Below are 15,146 nucleotides of genomic sequence, written 5' to 3'. Positions count from 1 at the left end.
GGAGACCCTCGTGTCGAAGCAACTCCGTAAACCAGAAGGAGGGCGGCGGTTCGGCGCGATCGCCGCCGTTCTCGCCGTCGCCGCCGCCACCGTCACGGGGTGCTCCTCGGGCGGATCCGGTCAGCAGCAGGACGACTCCGCCCCGTTGGAGGTGTGGATCCGGCAGGACGCCGGCAGTCCCGCCGCCGAGTCCGCGGAGGCCCTCACCAAGGCGTTCTCCGAGGAGAGCGGTATCGAGGCGAAGCTGGTCGCCGTCGGCGTGACGGACTTCGAGACCAAGCTGCAGCAGCGCACGGCGCAGAAGGATCTGCCGGACATCGTCATCAACGACACCGGCCAACTGGGGAACCTGGTGACCCAGGGCCTGGTCCGCGAGGTCGACCGGGACGGTGTCGCCGGAAGCGGGGACCTCGCCGACCGGGCCTGGGAGGCGGCGCAGGGGTACGACGGCAAGTACTACGGGGTGCCCTTCAACTCGCAGGCCTTCGCGCTGCTGATACGCAAGGACTGGCGGGACAGGGTGGGGGCGGACGTTCCCACGAGCTGGGACGAACTGACCGCGCTTGCCGTCAAGTTCACCGACGACGACCCCGACGGCAACGGCAAGGACGACACCGCCGGCATGGTGGTGCCGGGGACCACCACGCGCGGCTATCTGACCTGGTGGTTCTCCACCATGCTGTGGTCGGAGGGCGGCGGGTTCGTCAAGAAGACGGGTGCCGGCTACACGCCCGCGATCAGCGACGACGCGTCCATCAAGGCGGTCGAGAAGCTGCAGGCGATGTTCTGCGACTCCAAGGTCGTCCAGCCGGGGGCCACGACCGCCGACTCCTCCACCACACACACCGTGTTCGAGAGCGGCAAGGGCGGCATCTATCTGACCGGGCCGTACATGCTGCCGCGCTTCGACGGATCGCTCGGCAAGGACAAGTACGAGGTCGTCGCGGCCCCGCCGGGCGCCGGCGGGGAAGCCGCCCTGGCGGAGGGCGAGAACGTCTACATGATGGCCGGATCGGCCAACGAGAAGGGCCAGCAGCGGTTCGCGGAGTTCGCCGCCTCCCCCGCCGGGCAGAAGATCGGCCTCGGGGTCGACAACGGCGGCATCATCGTGCGGCTGCCGGTCAACACCAAGGTGGACGGGGCCACCGAGCGCGAGGACCCGCGCTGGGACGTCTTCCAGAAGGTGTACGACACGGCCGGCCGCAACGCCCCCGCCCTGCCCAACTGGTCCAACGTCCGGCAGATCTCCTCCGAGGGACTCAACGGCGTCGTCTCCGACTGCTCGCGCGACGTCGGCACGGCGATGGACAAGCTGGCGGGCGAGATCGACGCCGAGCTCGAGAAGCAGGGGGCCAAGGGCTGATGACGGTGACCGAGGCGCGGACGTCGCGCGGGCCGGTCACCAAGGGGGCCCCGCGTTCGGCCCCTCCGGTGAGGACCCGGCTGCGCCGGGCCGCGACGCCCTGGCTCTTCCTCGCGCCGGCCCTGCTGCTGTTCCTGTACTTCAAGTTCATCCCCATGGCCGAGGCCGTGCGGATGAGCTTCCAGGAGGTACAGCCGTTCCTCGGCAACACCTATGTCGGCGGCGCGAACTACTCGGAGATCGCGGGCAGTTCCGACTTCGGTGCGGCGGTGTGGCACACGGTGGTGCTGGCCGTGGCCACGACCGCCGGTTCGATCGTGCTCGGGATGGTGCTGGCGCTGCTGCTGGAGGGGCAGACCCGGTCGCTGTGGTTCATCCGGTCGGCGATCTTCCTGCCGGTGGTGACGGCCATGGCGGTGGTGGCCGAGGTGTGGCGGGTCATGTACTACCCGGCCGAAGGGGGTGCGCTGAACTCCGTGCTGTCCGTCATCGGGCTGGGGCCCAGCGAGTTCCTCAACTCGCCGGACAGTTCACTGGCGTCCATCGCCTTCGTCGGCATCTGGCGGGGCGCCCCGTACGACATGATGATCTTCCTGGCGGGGCTGGCCGGGGTGGACCGGGTGCTCTACGAGGCGTCCGCGGTCGACGGTGCCTCGCGCTTCCGCCGGATCTGGCACGTCACCCTGCCCGGACTGCGGCCCGTGTTCGCGATCCTGCTGACGCTGGCCGCGATCCGGGGACTGCGGATCTTCACCGAGGTGTTCCTGCTGACCAACGGCGGGCCCGACGGCTCGACCGAGGTGCTGCTGACGCTGACGTACAAGCTCGGTCTGGAACGCAACGAGCTGGGGGTCGCGGCGGCCGGGACGGTGCTGCTGTTCGCGATTCTGCTGGTGCTGACCGTCGCCTCGCGCGTACGCCGTAAGGGGGTCCGATGAGGAACGACACCGCGCTCGGACTGCAGGAGGCGCGCGGGCCGTGGGCCCGGGTGCTGCGGTTCGTGCTGTACACCGTCCTGTTCGCGGTGTTCGCGGGGCCGCTGCTGGCGCTGATGATCGGCGCCTTCACACCGACCGTGGACCCGACGCAGTTCACCCTGTTCCCGGACCGGCTGTCCCTGGACAACCTGGAACGGGCGATCGACCGGAACGTGCTGGACTATCTGCTCAACTCCTTCCTCGTGGTGGGCGGCGGGCTGGCGCTGCAGGTGCTGGTCAGCGTCCTCGCCGGGTACGCGCTGGCCCGCAAGCGGTTCCGCGGGTCGGCGGTGGTGCTGGTGCTCGTCCTGGCCACCATGATGCTGCCGGAGGAGGTGCTGGCCGTACCGCTGTCGGTGCTGCTGGCGGATCTGCCGGTGCTGCACATCAGCCTGGTCGGCTCGCTGGTCGGCATGATCGTGCCGGTGGCGGCGTGGGGCTTCTCCATCCTGGTGATGACCGAGTTCATGAAGGAGATCCCGAAGGAGCTGGAGGAGTCGGCGCGGCTGGACGGCGCGGGCGAGTTCCGTGTCTTCTGGCAGGTGGTGCTGCCGCTGTGCCGGCCGGCGCTGGGTGTGATCGGCATCTTCGGGTTCACGATGATCTGGGACCAGTACATGCTGCCGCTGCTGGTCGCCACCGACCCGGCGCAGTACACCCTGCCGCTGGCCCTGCGCTCGCTGCGCTCCGACGACCAGGTGGGCATCGGGGTGCTGCTGGTGGGCGCCTTCCTGGCGATGCTGCCGTCGGTGCTCGCCTTCCTCGCGCTGCAGCGGTCGTTCATCCGGGGGCTGACCTCGGGGGCGGTGAAGGGGTAGGAGGTGCGGGTTCTAGGGTGTCCGCATCGGTTCACGGCGGGGGCTCGGGCTTCGCCGTAGGGGTTGGGGGGTGGCATGGCACTGGTCATGTGTCCGCTGTGCAGTGACGACGAGGACATCGAGGTGGTCCGGAGCCTGGAGGGCGGCGGGCGGGTCGTACGGCATCGGTGCGGTTACGAGTGGGAGGACGCGGCGCCCGCCGCCGCTCCGCGGGGGGAGCGGGTGCCGCGCTCGTTCGACGAGCTCGCCGCGCGCTTCCCGAGGGCCGAGGAGGTCGAACCCGGGCGGCTGCGCCGTCTGGACCGGCTCAAGGAGCAATACCTCGCCGCACGGCCGGACTTCGATCCCCGGGTCGCGGCGTACTGGGCGGAGTACCAGGAGATCTTCTCCCCCGACGGGTTGCGCACCTGTGATCCGCGGCGGCTGAAGGACTTCGCCAACTCCGAGATCGGCGCCCGCCCCGGCAACCAGGCCACCTTCAACTCCGCCTGGAACGCCATGGGGGACGCGGCGGCAGGGGAGGCGACCCGGGAGACGATCGCGTACCTCCTGTACGGGCCCGAGGACATTCCGCTCGGAGACCGTCTGCACCAACTCCTGGCCGGGGCTGTCCCGTTCGCCATGACCGGGTTCAAAGAGGCGCTGCTCACCCGGGTGTTGTGCGTGGTGCGGCCCGAACGGTTCCTGACGATCCTCAAGTACACGACGGAGGCGGGCGGCAAGCGCGAGATCGCGCGGCAGGTGTACGGCCTCGAGCTCCCGGCGCCGGAGTCGGTCGACTGGACGCTGGGCCGGCTCGTCCTGTGGAGCAACGACCTGCTGCGTTCGCTGGCCGGCGAGGGGTTCGCCAATCAGCAGCACGCGGCCGCGTTCCTGTGGTGGGCGAAGGACCAGCCGGCCTGACCGGTGTCCGCGGGGTCAGGGCACCGTCCCCGCCCGTGTCGGGGCGGTGGCCGCCGCTCCCGGGGTCGTCGCGGAGACGGTCGACGTGATCTCGATGCCGTCGCCCACTCGTGCCCGGGCGTAGAACCACTCGGCGTCCTTGGTGCTCATGTCCAGCCAGCAGGATTCGGCGTCGAGCACGGAGAGCTTCTTGGTGTCGAAGGCGAGGGCGCCCGCGTAGACCGGCTCCCGGTCGGGGGTGCGCAGCTCCACCAGGTACGGGACCTTGACCTCGCCGCCGTACTCGGCGCCGTCCTCCAGGGGCAGCAGTTTGAGGCCGGCCTTGGTGACCACCGTCATCCGGCTGCCGGACCGGAAGCGGGGGAAGGTGTGCGAGTCGATCCGGATGACGCGCTTGTCGACCGTGAGGGTGTGCCGGTTCAGGTCCAGTACGCCGGTGGTGGAGGCGGGCTCGGGGGTCGCCGTGTCCGGTGCCGGGGCGTGGAGGGTCGACGCCGTGGCGGGGGTGCGGTGTTTCCGTGCGGGTGGCTCGGTGTCCAGGGTGAACGCGACGGCCGCGAACACGCTCGCGGCCGTGGCCGTCGAGGCCAGCGCGGCGGTCGCCCTGCGGCGGCGCGAGCGGCGCCTGGCCCGTTCGCGGACCTCCGCGCCGCCGACGCGCGGCGGGGTCTCGTGCTGCGCGGCCAACTCGCGCAAGGCTCCAGCGAGTTCATCCGACACGGCCGCCCTCCCTCCAGGCCGGCTCCTCGGCCTCGTCCACCGCCAGCTGTCTGGCCAGTGCCGCCCGTCCGCGGGACAGCCTCGCCTTGACCGTACCCACGGGTGCGCCGGTCTCGGAGGCTACCTGTTCGACACTGAGGTCGCACAGATGGTGAAGGACTACGGCCATGCGCTGATGCTCCGGGAGTTGGCGCAGCGCGGCGACGAGGGCGGTGCGGTCGGGGTCCGGGCCGGGCGTGTTCTCCGGGGGCGGGGTGTGCCGCACCAGTTCCAGCCAGCGCTTCGCGCGCCGCCAGCGGCTCACGGCGAGCCGCATGGCCACGGTGCGTATCCACGCCTCGGGCGCCTCGTCGGCGAGCAGCTTCTGGCGGCGGTCCCAGGCCCGTACGAACGCCTCCTGGACAACGTCCTGCGCTTCGCCGAGGTCCCCGGTGAAGGTGTACAACTGCCCGGTCAGGCGGGGGAACGCGGCCGCGTAGAAAGCGTCGAACTCTTCCTCGGTCATGCCCTCCACCGGTGTCTCGGATTTCCCGTGCAACCCGGCCGTCCCCGCCGCGTGTTCAGGTTTCGCAGGTCGGGCTCATCGAAGCACACCCCGGTGAGAAGACGCCGAACGCGGGTGCCGGGATCCGTCGGGCGGGGGTGTGGCGGTGGTTCGCGGCGTGACGCTTCCCACATGCCGGTCATGTCGAGGCAACCCGGCCGGGGCGCTCGGGAGTTGTGCGGTGTGTCTCGCGTCACCCGTCTGGTAGAACGTGGCAAAACGGACATGGACGGGATTCAACAATGGCTCGTTCGCAATGCGTACAGAACACTCGTATCCGTTACCAGTACGACAGTTCGTCTCAAAGAGAGCATGTGCGGCCATGACCCACTCCCCCGAAACGCCTGAAGTACCCATACGTCCGTACGCGGTCGGCGCCGCCGAGGTCGTTCCCGGTGATCTGCTCGCCCTGTCCCGGGAGGACGTGGCGGGGCGCCGGTGGCATGTCGTGACGCACACCCTGCCCGTGGGTCCGGAGGTGATCCAGGTCACGCTGCGTCCGCCGTTGGGCGGGGTGGACCGTGAGGAGACGCTGCGGCGCGAGCAGCGGGTGACGGTCGCCGGGCGGCGGATGGACGTGGACACGGTTCCATGCGTGAGCTCGCCGGCCCTGGACGACGTGGAGTTCCGCGACGGGGACCGGGTGCACACGCTGCGGGCCGTGGACCCGGAGGCGGGTGAGGTGGCGTATGTGCGCCGGTGGGGCGCCTGGGCGGCCGAGGGGTCGCCCTCGGCCGCGTCGGCGGACGACGCCGACGTACGGCGGTGGGCCGCGGAAGCGGACCGGGACGGCGTTCTCGTACGGCATGAGCCGCGGCCCGTGCGGGCGGCCGAGGCCGCCGGGGCGCGGCGGGTGGTCGTCACCGGGCTCGGTGCGGTCACGCCGCTGGGGGTCGGCACGGGCGAGTTGTGGCAGGGGCTGCTCGAAGGGCGGCACGGCATACGGGAGTTGGCGGACCAGGAGTTCGACGGCCTGCCGGTGCGGATCGCCGGGACCGTGCCGGTGGACCCGGCCGGGCTGCTGCCCCGGCAGGCGGCGCGGCGGATGAACCGGGCCGCGCAGTTCGCCGTGCTGGCGGCGCGGGAGGCGTGGGCGGACGCGGGGTACGCGGACGGCGGTACACGCGAGAGCGGGCTCGATCCGGAACGGGTCGGGGTCAGCCTCGGCGCCATCCTCGGGGACGCGTCGGTGCTGGTCGGCGGGGACCGGAGGCTGCGGGACCGGGGAGCGCGCGGTGTGTCACCGCTCACCACGCCGATGACCGTGCCCTCGCAGGCGGCCTCGCAGGTCTCGCTGGACCTGCACATCACCGGTGAGGCGCGCACCGTGACCAGTGCGTGCGCGTCCGGGACCGAGGCGATCGGGCAGGCCGTGGACCGGATCCGGTACGGCCGGGTCGACGTCGCCCTCGCGGGCGGGGCGGAGGCGGTCGTCACGCCGGCGATCATGGCGTCGTTCGCGGCGATGCGGGCGCTGGCGGCGGGGGATCCTGCCGCGGGGTCGCCGTCGCATCCGTTCGCGAAGGACCGGGACGGGTTCGTGAACGGGGAGGGGGCGGGGGTGCTGGTGCTGGAGTCCGAGGAGCACGCGCTTGCCCGTGGGGCTCGGATCTACTGCGAGGCGGCGGGGTGGGGGCTGTCGGCCGACGCCCACCATGTGGCCGCGCCGGATCCGTCGGGGGACGGGATCGCGCTGGCGTTGCGGCGGGCGGTGCGGGACGCGGGGGGCCGGGTCGCGGATGTCGTTCATGTCAACGCGCATGCGACGGCGACGGTGGACGGGGATCTCGCGGAGGCCCGGGCGGTGCGGGGGGTGCTGGGGCGGCGGGATGTGCCGGTGACGGCGCTGAAGGGGCATCTGGGGCATCTGCAGGGGGCCGCGGGCGGGGTGGAGGCGGTGGCGGCGGTGCTCACCCTCCACCACGGGGTGGTGCCTCCCACGGTGGGGTGCGGGGAGGTCGACGCGGCGGTGGATCTGGACGTGGTCCGGGGTGAGCCTCGGGTGTTGCCGTCGGACGGCGATCTGGTGCTGAGCAACTCGTTCGGGTTCGGGGGGCACAACGCGGTGCTGGCGCTTCGACGGGTGGCGTAGGGGGCGGACGGGTACCGGCGCGGCAAGGGGTTGCCGGCGTCGGTGGCTGTGCCCACCCGTTCCGCCCTGCGGAACGACTGCCCACAGCCAGGCGGGGGCGCGGGTGGCGTACGGCTGCGCCCACAGCCGGGTGGGCGGGCACCTGCGGCGCCGTGGGCATGCGCCCAGGGCCGGTGGGTGGGTCGGGGCCGCGACGGGGGTGGCCGTCCTCGGGCTGGCACGCCTGTGTCCCGCCGACCGCAGCACATGGCTGCGCCCGGCATGCGCCTGCGGCCCACCGCCGCACGCCTTCACACCCCACGGGCAACCGCTGCCGCACCCTCCGCCAGCCGCGGACAGCCGCTGCCGCACCCTCCGCCAGCCGCGGACAGCCGCTGCCGCACCCTCCGCCAGCCGCGGACAGCCGTGCCGCACGCCTCCGCACCCCACCCCCAGCCGCCGACGGCCGTGCCGCACGCCTCCGCACCCCACCCCCAGCCGCCGACAGCCGTGCCGCACGCCTCCGCACCCGCCCCCAGCCGCGGGCAGTCGTGCCGCTGGGGCGGCACGGGTGGGCGCGACGGCACCCCGTAGGCGCCGGACCGCGCGAGCACCCACCGGGCCACACCCACGGGGGGTGCGTACGACGCTGGTGCAGGGCCCCTGTGTCCGCGCACGGCGCCGACCGGGGAGTCAGGCCGAGCGTTTGCGGGGGGTGCTCTTCTTTGCCGTGCTCTTCTTCGCGGGCGACTTCTTCGCCGTCGGCTTCTTCTCCGGCTGGGCGGTCTTCGACGTGGACTTGCGGGGCGAGGAGGCCGTCTTCTTCTTGGCCGTCGACGTCGACTTCCTGCCGCCCGTCGTCTTCGGGGTCGAACGGGACGTCTTGCGCTGGGGCAGAGGCTTGACCTCGGCCTCCTCGCCCCGGGATTCGCGGGCCGCGCGGACGCTGTTCTCCAGCGCCGCCATCAGGTCCAGGACCTTGCCGCCCCGCTCCGGGGCCGCGGACTCCGGTGGCGCCTCGCCGGAGGCCTTCGCGGCGATGACCTCCTCCACCGCCTCCCGGTACTCGTCGTGCAGGTCCTCCAGGTCGACCTCGCCCAGCGTGTCCATCAGCGCGTCCGCGAGGTCCAGCTCCTGGTCCCGCACGGTGACGTCGGTGTCGGGCGCCACCCCCTCCGGCGCGCGGACCTCGTCCGGCCACAGCAGCCCGTGCATGGCGATCGCGTCACCGACCACCCGGAGCATGCCCAGCCGCTCCTTGCCCCGCAGCGCGAACTTCGCGATGGCCACCTTGTTGCTCCGCTTCAGTGCCTCGCGCAGCAGCGTGTACGGCTTGGCGGCCGGCGCCCCGCCCGCCGCGAGGTAGTACGCCGCGTCCATCTGGAGCGGGTCGATCCGGTCCTCGGGGACGAAGGCGACGATCTCGATCGTCCGGGCGGTCGGGATCGGCAGGCTCGACAGATCGTCGTCGGTGATCGGGATGATCGTGCCGTCCGCGTCCTCGTACCCCTTGCCGATCTCCTGCCCGGTGACCTCGCGGTCCTCCAGCTCGCAGAACTTGCGGTACCGGATCCGCCCGCCGTCCTCGGTGTGGATCTGGCGGAAGGAGATCGAGTGGTTCTCGGTGGCGTTCACGAGCTTGATCGGGATGCTGACCAGGCCGAAAGAGATCGCGCCGTTCCAGATGGATCTCACGTGCAGCACCTTTCCGGTCGTCCGCCGATCACCGTCGGAGGCTTTTGTCACGGTTCGCGTGCGATTCTCATCGTATGGCGCCTATCACCGAGGTGGAGGGGCGACGGCTCGCGCTCAGCAATCTGGAGAAGGTGCTGTACCCCGCCACCGGGTTCACCAAGGCGGAGGTGCTGCACTACTACGCGACCGTCGCCGACGTACTGCTGCCGCATCTGCGGGACCGGCCGGTGTCCTTCCTGCGGTATCCGGACGGACCCGACGGCCAGGTGTTCTTCACCAAGAACGTGCCGCCGGGCACCCCCGACTGGGTCACCACCGCCGAGGTGCCGAGGAGCGAGGGGCCGGCCCGGATGGTGCTGGTGCAGGATCTGCCGAGCCTGATGTGGGCGGCGAACCTGGTCACCGAGTTCCACACCCACCAGTGGCTGATCGGCGACCCCGGGCAGGCCGACCGGATCGTGTTCGACCTCGACCCGGGCGCGCCCGCGACGGTCGTGCAGTGCTGCGAGGTCGCGCTGTGGCTGCGGGAGCGGCTGGCGGCGGACGGGATCGGGGCGTACGCGAAGACGTCCGGGTCGAAGGGGCTGCATCTGCTGGCGGCGGTGCGGGGCGCTTCCTCCGATCGGGTGTCGGAGTACGCCAAGGAGCTGGCGGTGGAGGCGGAGAAGGCCCTGCCGGGACTGGCGCTGCACCGGATGACCCGGAGCCTGCGGCCGGGGAAGGTGTTCGTCGACTGGAGCCAGAACGCGGCCCGGAAGACCACGGCCACCCCGTACACGCTGCGGGCGCGGGCCGAGCCGCTGGTCTCGGCGCCGGTGACCTGGGAGGAGGTCGAGGCGTGCCGGGCGCCGGAGCTGATGGCGTTCGGGGCGCCGGACATCGGGCCGCGGGTGCGGGACTACGGCGATCTGCTGGCCCCGCTCCTGGACCACGGGGACGCCGCCGCTCTGCCGTGAGCCCTCACAGCCGCGCCCAGGTGTTCCGGTCGCGGGCGACGGCGTGCAGGGCCTCCACGTCGGCCGGTTTCAGGACCCCGCCCCCGCCGGTCAGGCGGTCCAGGCCGGCCTCGGTGAGGACGCGCACCTCGCGTGGCGGGACGGGGCAGCTCAACCGGGCCGCGCCGACCAGCACGAGCACGGGACGGACCTCGGCCGTCAGGGCGTACGAGGCACGGCCGGCGTCGGACCGTACGCGGCGCAGCAGCGGCCGAGGGGCGTGCCGGCCCAGGGCGACCCGGGGGTCGGTGACCGTGACGCGCTGCTTGTGGGCGTACACGGCGTGTACGGCGTACAGTCCGCCGGGGCCGATCAGCAGATGGTGGACGCGGTCGCCGCCGGGAAGCGGGATCGAGTGCAGGGTGTGCCAGCCGGCGCCGTCCATACGGTCCAGGGCGGCGCCGACCGTCCGCTCCGCGGTGAGCGCCCTGCGGCGCGGGTCGGGGCGCAGGCGGCGGGCCGGGGCGGGCTCGCGGTCGAGGGCGACCAGGAGTGCCTCGCCGGGGCGGTTCGGCGCGAGGTCGTCGTCGGGGTGCAGGGCGAGACGTGCCAGGTCGGCGGGGGTGGGGACCGGGGGCGGGCCGACCTGGACCGGGCCGGTGAGGAAGGGGCCCAGGGCGGTGAGGACGTCCTCCTCGTGGTCGCCGCCGAGCAGGTTCACCCTGGCGCTCTCACGGTCGTACCAGGCGAGGTTCCTGCCGTCCGGGAGGCAGACGTACAGCCGTTCGCGGCCGTGGCGGTAGGTCGGTACGACGCGCAGTCCGTCCATGCACCATCACCCCATGTCCATGGGAACAGGCGGGTGCTCCGGGGGCAAGAAGCCGGATACCTTTGGGAGGAGTTGGGCGGTCAGGGTGGGGAGGCGTCGTTGCGTACCCGCGGGAATGAACCCGACGTACCGGCTCCGGACAGTCCGTGGAACGAGATCGTGCCGGGCCTGTGGATGGGCGGGCACGAGTTCCGGGGCCGTTCCGGGCAGCTGGAGTTCGCCGTGGTGCACCGGCAGTTCGATCTCGTACAGACGCTGCTGCGGCTGCCCGGACACGGGCCGGACCCCGGGGTCGAGCACCATGTGTGGCCGGTTCCGGACGGGCCGCTGGACGGGACGCAGCTCGCGGGGGTGATCCGGCTGGCGGAGGCGGCGTGCGAGGCGCTGGACGGCGGCCGTACGGTCCTCGTGCGCTGTTACCACGGGTACAACCGTTCGGGTCTGGTGGTCGCGCACGCGCTGATACGGCAGGGCAGGACCGCCGAGGCCGCGATCCGGCTGGTCCGTTCCCGCCGCTCGTCCTGGGCGCTGCACAACGATCTGTTCGTGGACTACCTCCGGGCGGGGCTGCCGACGGCGCGGCTGCTGGAGGAGCTGACGGAATAGGCGGAGCGGGTGGCGCCGTCCCCGATGGCGCAGCAGGGCGGGCGAGTGCGGAGGGCCGCTCCTAGTGTGGCGATAAGTCAGCTTCAGCCCGTTCTCCCGCATGTGGAGGTACCGCCATGTCCCTGCGTCCCCCGCGCCCGCCGCTCACCCGCCGTCTGCCCATAGTGCTGGCCGCCGGGGCTCTCGCGATCGCGACCGCCGTCACTCCCGCCGTCGCCGCCGACGACCCCGCCCAGGGCAGCGGACAGGGCAGCGGACAGGGGAACTGGAGCCAGCAGAGCGGCGACGACCACGGTGACTCCGGTCAGCAGAGCGGCAACGGGCAACAGCAGTCCGGCAGCGGCCACCAGCAGGGCGACAGCGGCCAGCAGAGCGGCGGCGGCAACGGCGACAGCGGTCAGCAGAGCGGCGGCGGCAACGGCGACAGCGGTCAGCAGAGCGGCGGCGGCAACGGCGACAGCGGTCACCACACCGGCTCCGACCAGGGCGGCAACGGCAATCACGAAAGCGGCACCGGCCAGGCCGGCGGCCACCACGGCGACCAGGGCCAGTACAGGGGCCGCGTCACCGTGAAGTCGCTCGCCCTGCGCACTGCCCCGAACCGTGGTTCGCAGGTCATCCGGTACGTCCACAAGGGGGATGTCGTCTCGATCTTCTGCAAGGTCCCGGGCGACAAGGTGAAGGGCAATCCCCTCTGGTACCTGCTCACGGACGGCACCTGGGCCTGGGGTCCTGCCGCCCACATCGACAACATCGGTCCCGCGCCACGCTGGTGCTGATGAGTCCGGCACGCAAGCCATCCCATGTGGGTAAGTTCCGGACATGAGCAAGGCCGGTATCACCCTTCCGACGGCTGATCCGCCCGCACCCGCGGTCCGTCTCACCGGACGCCGTGGCGTCGAACTCGCCCTGATCGTCCTGGCCGTTCTGCTGTCGGTGTACGGCTACTGCGCCGTCGGCCTCGCCAGGAACGGCACCATCCCGCCCGGCGCCGCCGGTTACGGCGCCGGGCTCGGTGTGCTCGCACTGGTCGCCCATCTGGCGGTGCGCTGGCGTGCCCCGGCCGCCGATCCGGTGCTGCTGCCCATCGGGGTGCTGCTCAACGGGCTCGGTCTGGTGCTGATCTACCGGCTCGACCTGGAGACACCGGGGCATCCGGCGGCCCCGGCGCAGCTGATCTGGTCGACGCTGGGTGTGGCGCTGTTCATCGGCGTCGTACTCGTGCTGCGCGACCACCGGGTGCTCCAGGACTACGCGTACGTCTGTGTCACCGTCGCGCTGGTGCTGCTGACGGTGCCGATCCTCTTCCCGGCGGTGAACGGGGCGCGGATCTGGATCCGGGTCGCCGGATTCTCCATCCAGCCGGGGGAGTTCGCGAAGGTGCTGCTGGCGGTCTTCTTCGCCGCGTACCTGGCCGCGAACCGGGGCGCCCTCACCTACGCGAGCCGTCGCGTGTGGCGGCTGCGACTGCCCACCGGGCGGGTGCTCGGCCCGATCGTCGCCGTGTGGCTGGTCAGTGTGGGCGTGCTGGTGCTGGAGCGGGACCTCGGCACCTCGCTGCTGTTCTTCGGCCTGTTCGTGGTGCTGCTGTACGTCGCCACCGGCCGCACCGGCTGGATCGCCATCGGTCTGCTGCTGGCCTCGCTGGGGGCGGTGGCGGTGGGCCGGCTGGAGCCGCATGTGCACCACCGGATCGAGACGTGGCTGCACCCGTTCGCGTCCATCGAGGCGGGCGAGGGCCCGAACCAGATCGCCCAGTCCCTGTTCGCGTTCGCGGAGGGCGGGACGCTCGGCACCGGGCTCGGGCTCGGGCACTCGGTACTGATCGGGTTCGCGGTCAAATCCGACTTCATCCTGGCCACGGCCGGTGAGGAACTGGGGCTCGCCGGGCTGTCCGCGATCTTCCTGCTGTACGGGCTGCTGGTGGAGCGCGGCTACCGGGCGGGGCTCGCCCTGCGGGACCCGTTCGGGCGGCTGCTCGCCGTGGGGCTCGCCTCGCTCGTGGCGCTCCAGGTGTTCGTGATCGCGGGCGGGGTGACCGGGCTGATCCCGCTGACCGGGATGGCTATGCCGTTCCTGGCGCAGGGCGGCTCGTCGGTGGTGACCAACTGGGCGATCGTGGCGCTGCTGGTCCGGCTGAGCGACTCGGCCCGGCGGCAGGGCGGCGGGGGTGCCGCCCGGTGAGCCGCAACATCCGGCACGCGGCGCTGTTCTGCGCGTTGCTCCTGGTGGCGCTGCTGGTGAACGCCACCCGGGTGCAGGTGCTGCGGGCCGACGCCTACGACAGCAATCCCGCCAACCGCCGGGATGCCATCGCCCGTTATCAGCAGCCGCGCGGGGACATCCTGGTGGACGGCCGGCCGGTCACCGGGTCACGGGACACCGGGGAGCATCTTCGCTATGAACGGACCTACCGGGACGGGCCGTTGTACGCGCCGGTGACCGGGTTCGCCTCGCAGGAGTACGGCACGACGCTGCTGGAGCACACGGAGGACGGGCTGCTGTCCGGGGCCGCCCCGGTGCTCGCGCCGCTGCCGCTGTGGAACGAGTTCACTCGCGGCCACAACGCGGGCGGCCATGTGGTGACGACGATCGATCCGGCGGCGCAGCGGGCGGCTTACGAGGGACTGCGCTCGCGGAAGGGGGCGGTGGCGGCGGTGGAACCGTCGACCGGGCGGATCCTGGCGCTGGTGTCGGTGCCGTCGTACGATCCCGCGCTGCTGTCCGGGAACGGGGCGACGGCGCGGGACGCCTGGGCGCGGCTGAACGCCGATCCGGACCGGCCGATGCTGAACCGTGCGGCGCAGCGGACGTATCCGCCGGGGTCGACGTTCAAGGTGGTCACGGCGGCGGCGGCGCTGGACGCCGGTGTGGTGCGGAACCTGGACAAGGCGACCGACTCCCCCGACCCCTACACCCTGCCGGGGACGAGGACCCGGCTGACCAACGGTTCCGAGGGCTGTGCGGACGCCTCGGTGCGGGAGGCGTTCGTCTGGTCCTGCAACACGGTGTTCGCCAAGCTGGGCGTGACGACGGGCGTGGCGGGGATGCGGGCGGCGGCCGAGAGCTTCGGCTTCAACGACGCCGATGTACGGATTCCGTTCCGGGTGGCGCCCAGCACCTTCGACACCTCGGTGGACCGGGCACAGCTCGCGCTGTCGTCGATCGGGCAGTACAACACCCGGGCGACCCCGCTGCAGATGGCGATGGTGGCGGCGGCCGTGGCGAGCGGCGGTCAGGTGCGGGCGCCGTATCTGGTGGAGCGGACCACCCGGGCGGGCGGGGGCACGGTGTCTACGGCGGGCTCCCGTTCGGTACGGCGGGCCATGTATCCGGCGACGGCGTCGCGGCTGCGGGAGCTGATGCGGGGCGTGGTGGAGGACGGCACCGGCAAGAAGGCGGCGATCCCCGGCGCGATCGTCGGCGGCAAGACCGGCACCGCCCAGCACGGCCTGGGCAATTCCGGTACGCCGTACGCCTGGTTCATCTCCTGGGCTCGGGGCGGGGAGGATCTGGAGGCCAAGGTGGCGGTGGCGGTGGTGGTCGAGGACGCGGCGGCGAACCGGAGGGAGATCAGCGGGGGCGGCACGGCGGCGCCGATCGCGCGGGCGGTGATGGAGGCGGTGCTGAACTCGTAGAAGGAAAAGCTCACTTGATGAGACGGGGGTGCCGGAGCGCTGCATTC

At 72.1% G+C, this 15,146-nt stretch carries 14 protein-coding genes; 10 read left to right on the top strand and 4 right to left on the bottom strand.

Going from position 1 to position 15,146, the window contains the following annotated elements:
- Positions 1-10: 10 nt before the first annotated feature.
- The 4 genes from ACGFR9_RS07440 (at position 11) to ACGFR9_RS07425 (ending at position 4,061) form a co-directional block, all read left to right on the top strand.
- On the top strand, positions 11-1,363 hold the full coding sequence (locus ACGFR9_RS07440) for an extracellular solute-binding protein (RefSeq protein ID WP_393203824.1): 1,353 nt from the start codon (positions 11-13) through the stop codon (positions 1,361-1,363).
- Positions 1,363-2,301: a carbohydrate ABC transporter permease gene (locus ACGFR9_RS07435; RefSeq protein ID WP_393203822.1), complete on the top strand. Its 939-nt coding sequence runs from the start codon at positions 1,363-1,365 to the stop codon at positions 2,299-2,301. Before ACGFR9_RS07440 ends, ACGFR9_RS07435 begins: the two co-directional genes overlap by 1 nt.
- A complete protein-coding gene (locus tag ACGFR9_RS07430) occupies positions 2,298-3,158 on the top strand; it encodes a carbohydrate ABC transporter permease (RefSeq protein WP_393203820.1) in 861 nt (286 codons plus the stop codon). Before ACGFR9_RS07435 ends, ACGFR9_RS07430 begins: the two co-directional genes overlap by 4 nt.
- A 75-nt stretch (positions 3,159-3,233) precedes the next feature.
- Positions 3,234-4,061, top strand: coding sequence for a hypothetical protein (locus ACGFR9_RS07425; RefSeq protein ID WP_393203818.1), 828 nt, complete (start codon positions 3,234-3,236; stop codon positions 4,059-4,061).
- Between the two features lie 15 nt (positions 4,062-4,076).
- On the opposite strand, the gene ACGFR9_RS07420 is transcribed toward ACGFR9_RS07425, so the two are convergent.
- Entirely contained in the window at positions 4,077-4,781 is a 705-nt protein-coding gene (locus ACGFR9_RS07420; protein WP_393203816.1) for a hypothetical protein, read from the bottom strand.
- Entirely contained in the window at positions 4,771-5,286 is a 516-nt protein-coding gene (locus tag ACGFR9_RS07415) for a SigE family RNA polymerase sigma factor (protein WP_030223716.1), read from the bottom strand. Before ACGFR9_RS07415 ends, ACGFR9_RS07420 begins: the two co-directional genes overlap by 11 nt.
- A gap of 361 nt (positions 5,287-5,647) precedes the next feature.
- Here ACGFR9_RS07415 and ACGFR9_RS07410 point away from each other — a divergent pair, with 361 nt between their 5' ends.
- Positions 5,648-7,417 carry a beta-ketoacyl-[acyl-carrier-protein] synthase family protein gene (locus ACGFR9_RS07410; protein ID WP_393203814.1) on the top strand — a complete coding sequence of 590 codons (1,770 nt, stop codon included), beginning with the start codon at positions 5,648-5,650 and terminating at the stop codon, positions 7,415-7,417.
- Between the two features lie 672 nt (positions 7,418-8,089).
- Here the strand turns inward: ACGFR9_RS07410 and ACGFR9_RS07405 are convergent.
- Complete coding sequence (locus tag ACGFR9_RS07405; RefSeq protein ID WP_393203812.1) at positions 8,090-9,100, bottom strand: Ku protein; 1,011 nt, start codon at positions 9,098-9,100, stop codon at positions 8,090-8,092.
- 65 nt (positions 9,101-9,165) lie between these two features.
- Between ACGFR9_RS07405 and ligD the strand changes: the two genes are divergently transcribed.
- On the top strand, positions 9,166-10,047 hold the full coding sequence (ligD, locus tag ACGFR9_RS07400) for a non-homologous end-joining DNA ligase (protein ID WP_393203810.1): 882 nt from the start codon (positions 9,166-9,168) through the stop codon (positions 10,045-10,047).
- Between the two features lie 4 nt (positions 10,048-10,051).
- Here the strand turns inward: ligD and ACGFR9_RS07395 are convergent, their stop codons facing one another.
- Positions 10,052-10,855, bottom strand: coding sequence for a nuclease-related domain-containing protein (locus ACGFR9_RS07395; RefSeq protein WP_393203808.1), 804 nt, complete (start codon positions 10,853-10,855; stop codon positions 10,052-10,054).
- Between the two features lie 99 nt (positions 10,856-10,954).
- On the opposite strand from ACGFR9_RS07395, the gene ACGFR9_RS07390 reads away from it, so the two are divergent.
- From ACGFR9_RS07390 to ACGFR9_RS07375, 4 genes are all read left to right on the top strand, one after another.
- A complete protein-coding gene (locus ACGFR9_RS07390; RefSeq protein WP_393203806.1) occupies positions 10,955-11,461 on the top strand; it encodes a protein phosphatase in 507 nt (168 codons plus the stop codon).
- Positions 11,462-11,577: 116 nt separating this feature from the next.
- The gene (locus ACGFR9_RS07385) at positions 11,578-12,240 is read left to right on the top strand and encodes an SH3 domain-containing protein (protein WP_393203804.1); all 663 of its coding nucleotides are present in this window, start codon (positions 11,578-11,580) and stop codon (positions 12,238-12,240) included.
- A gap of 43 nt (positions 12,241-12,283) precedes the next feature.
- Positions 12,284-13,645 carry an FtsW/RodA/SpoVE family cell cycle protein gene (locus ACGFR9_RS07380; RefSeq protein ID WP_393203802.1) on the top strand — a complete coding sequence of 454 codons (1,362 nt, stop codon included), beginning with the start codon at positions 12,284-12,286 and terminating at the stop codon, positions 13,643-13,645.
- Positions 13,642-15,099, top strand: coding sequence for a penicillin-binding transpeptidase domain-containing protein (locus ACGFR9_RS07375; RefSeq protein ID WP_393203800.1), 1,458 nt, complete (start codon positions 13,642-13,644; stop codon positions 15,097-15,099). The genes ACGFR9_RS07380 and ACGFR9_RS07375 overlap by 4 nt, the downstream gene beginning before the upstream one ends.
- The last annotated feature ends 47 nt before the right edge of the window (positions 15,100-15,146 follow it).

The sequence above is a fragment of the Streptomyces sp. NPDC048584 genome (genome assembly GCF_043199595.1).
Taxonomy (GTDB): domain Bacteria; phylum Actinomycetota; class Actinomycetes; order Streptomycetales; family Streptomycetaceae; genus Streptomyces; species Streptomyces edwardsiae.
Note: the sequence above shows the minus strand (reverse complement) of the source record. Positions and strands in the feature narration are given on the sequence as shown.

Coding starts and splice junctions, on each gene's coding strand:
- ligD (WP_393203810.1), top strand. CDS start 9,166: ATGGCGCCTATCACCGAGGTGGAGGGGCGACGGCTCGCGCTCAGCAAT.
- ACGFR9_RS07415 (WP_030223716.1), bottom strand. CDS start 5,286: ATGACCGAGGAAGAGTTCGACGCTTTCTACGCGGCCGCGTTCCCCCGC.
- ACGFR9_RS07395 (WP_393203808.1), bottom strand. CDS start 10,855: ATGGACGGACTGCGCGTCGTACCGACCTACCGCCACGGCCGCGAACGG.
- ACGFR9_RS07430 (WP_393203820.1), top strand. CDS start 2,298: ATGAGGAACGACACCGCGCTCGGACTGCAGGAGGCGCGCGGGCCGTGG.
- ACGFR9_RS07380 (WP_393203802.1), top strand. CDS start 12,284: ATGAGCAAGGCCGGTATCACCCTTCCGACGGCTGATCCGCCCGCACCC.
- ACGFR9_RS07410 (WP_393203814.1), top strand. CDS start 5,648: ATGACCCACTCCCCCGAAACGCCTGAAGTACCCATACGTCCGTACGCG.
- ACGFR9_RS07425 (WP_393203818.1), top strand. CDS start 3,234: ATGGCACTGGTCATGTGTCCGCTGTGCAGTGACGACGAGGACATCGAG.
- ACGFR9_RS07385 (WP_393203804.1), top strand. CDS start 11,578: ATGTCCCTGCGTCCCCCGCGCCCGCCGCTCACCCGCCGTCTGCCCATA.
- ACGFR9_RS07435 (WP_393203822.1), top strand. CDS start 1,363: ATGACGGTGACCGAGGCGCGGACGTCGCGCGGGCCGGTCACCAAGGGG.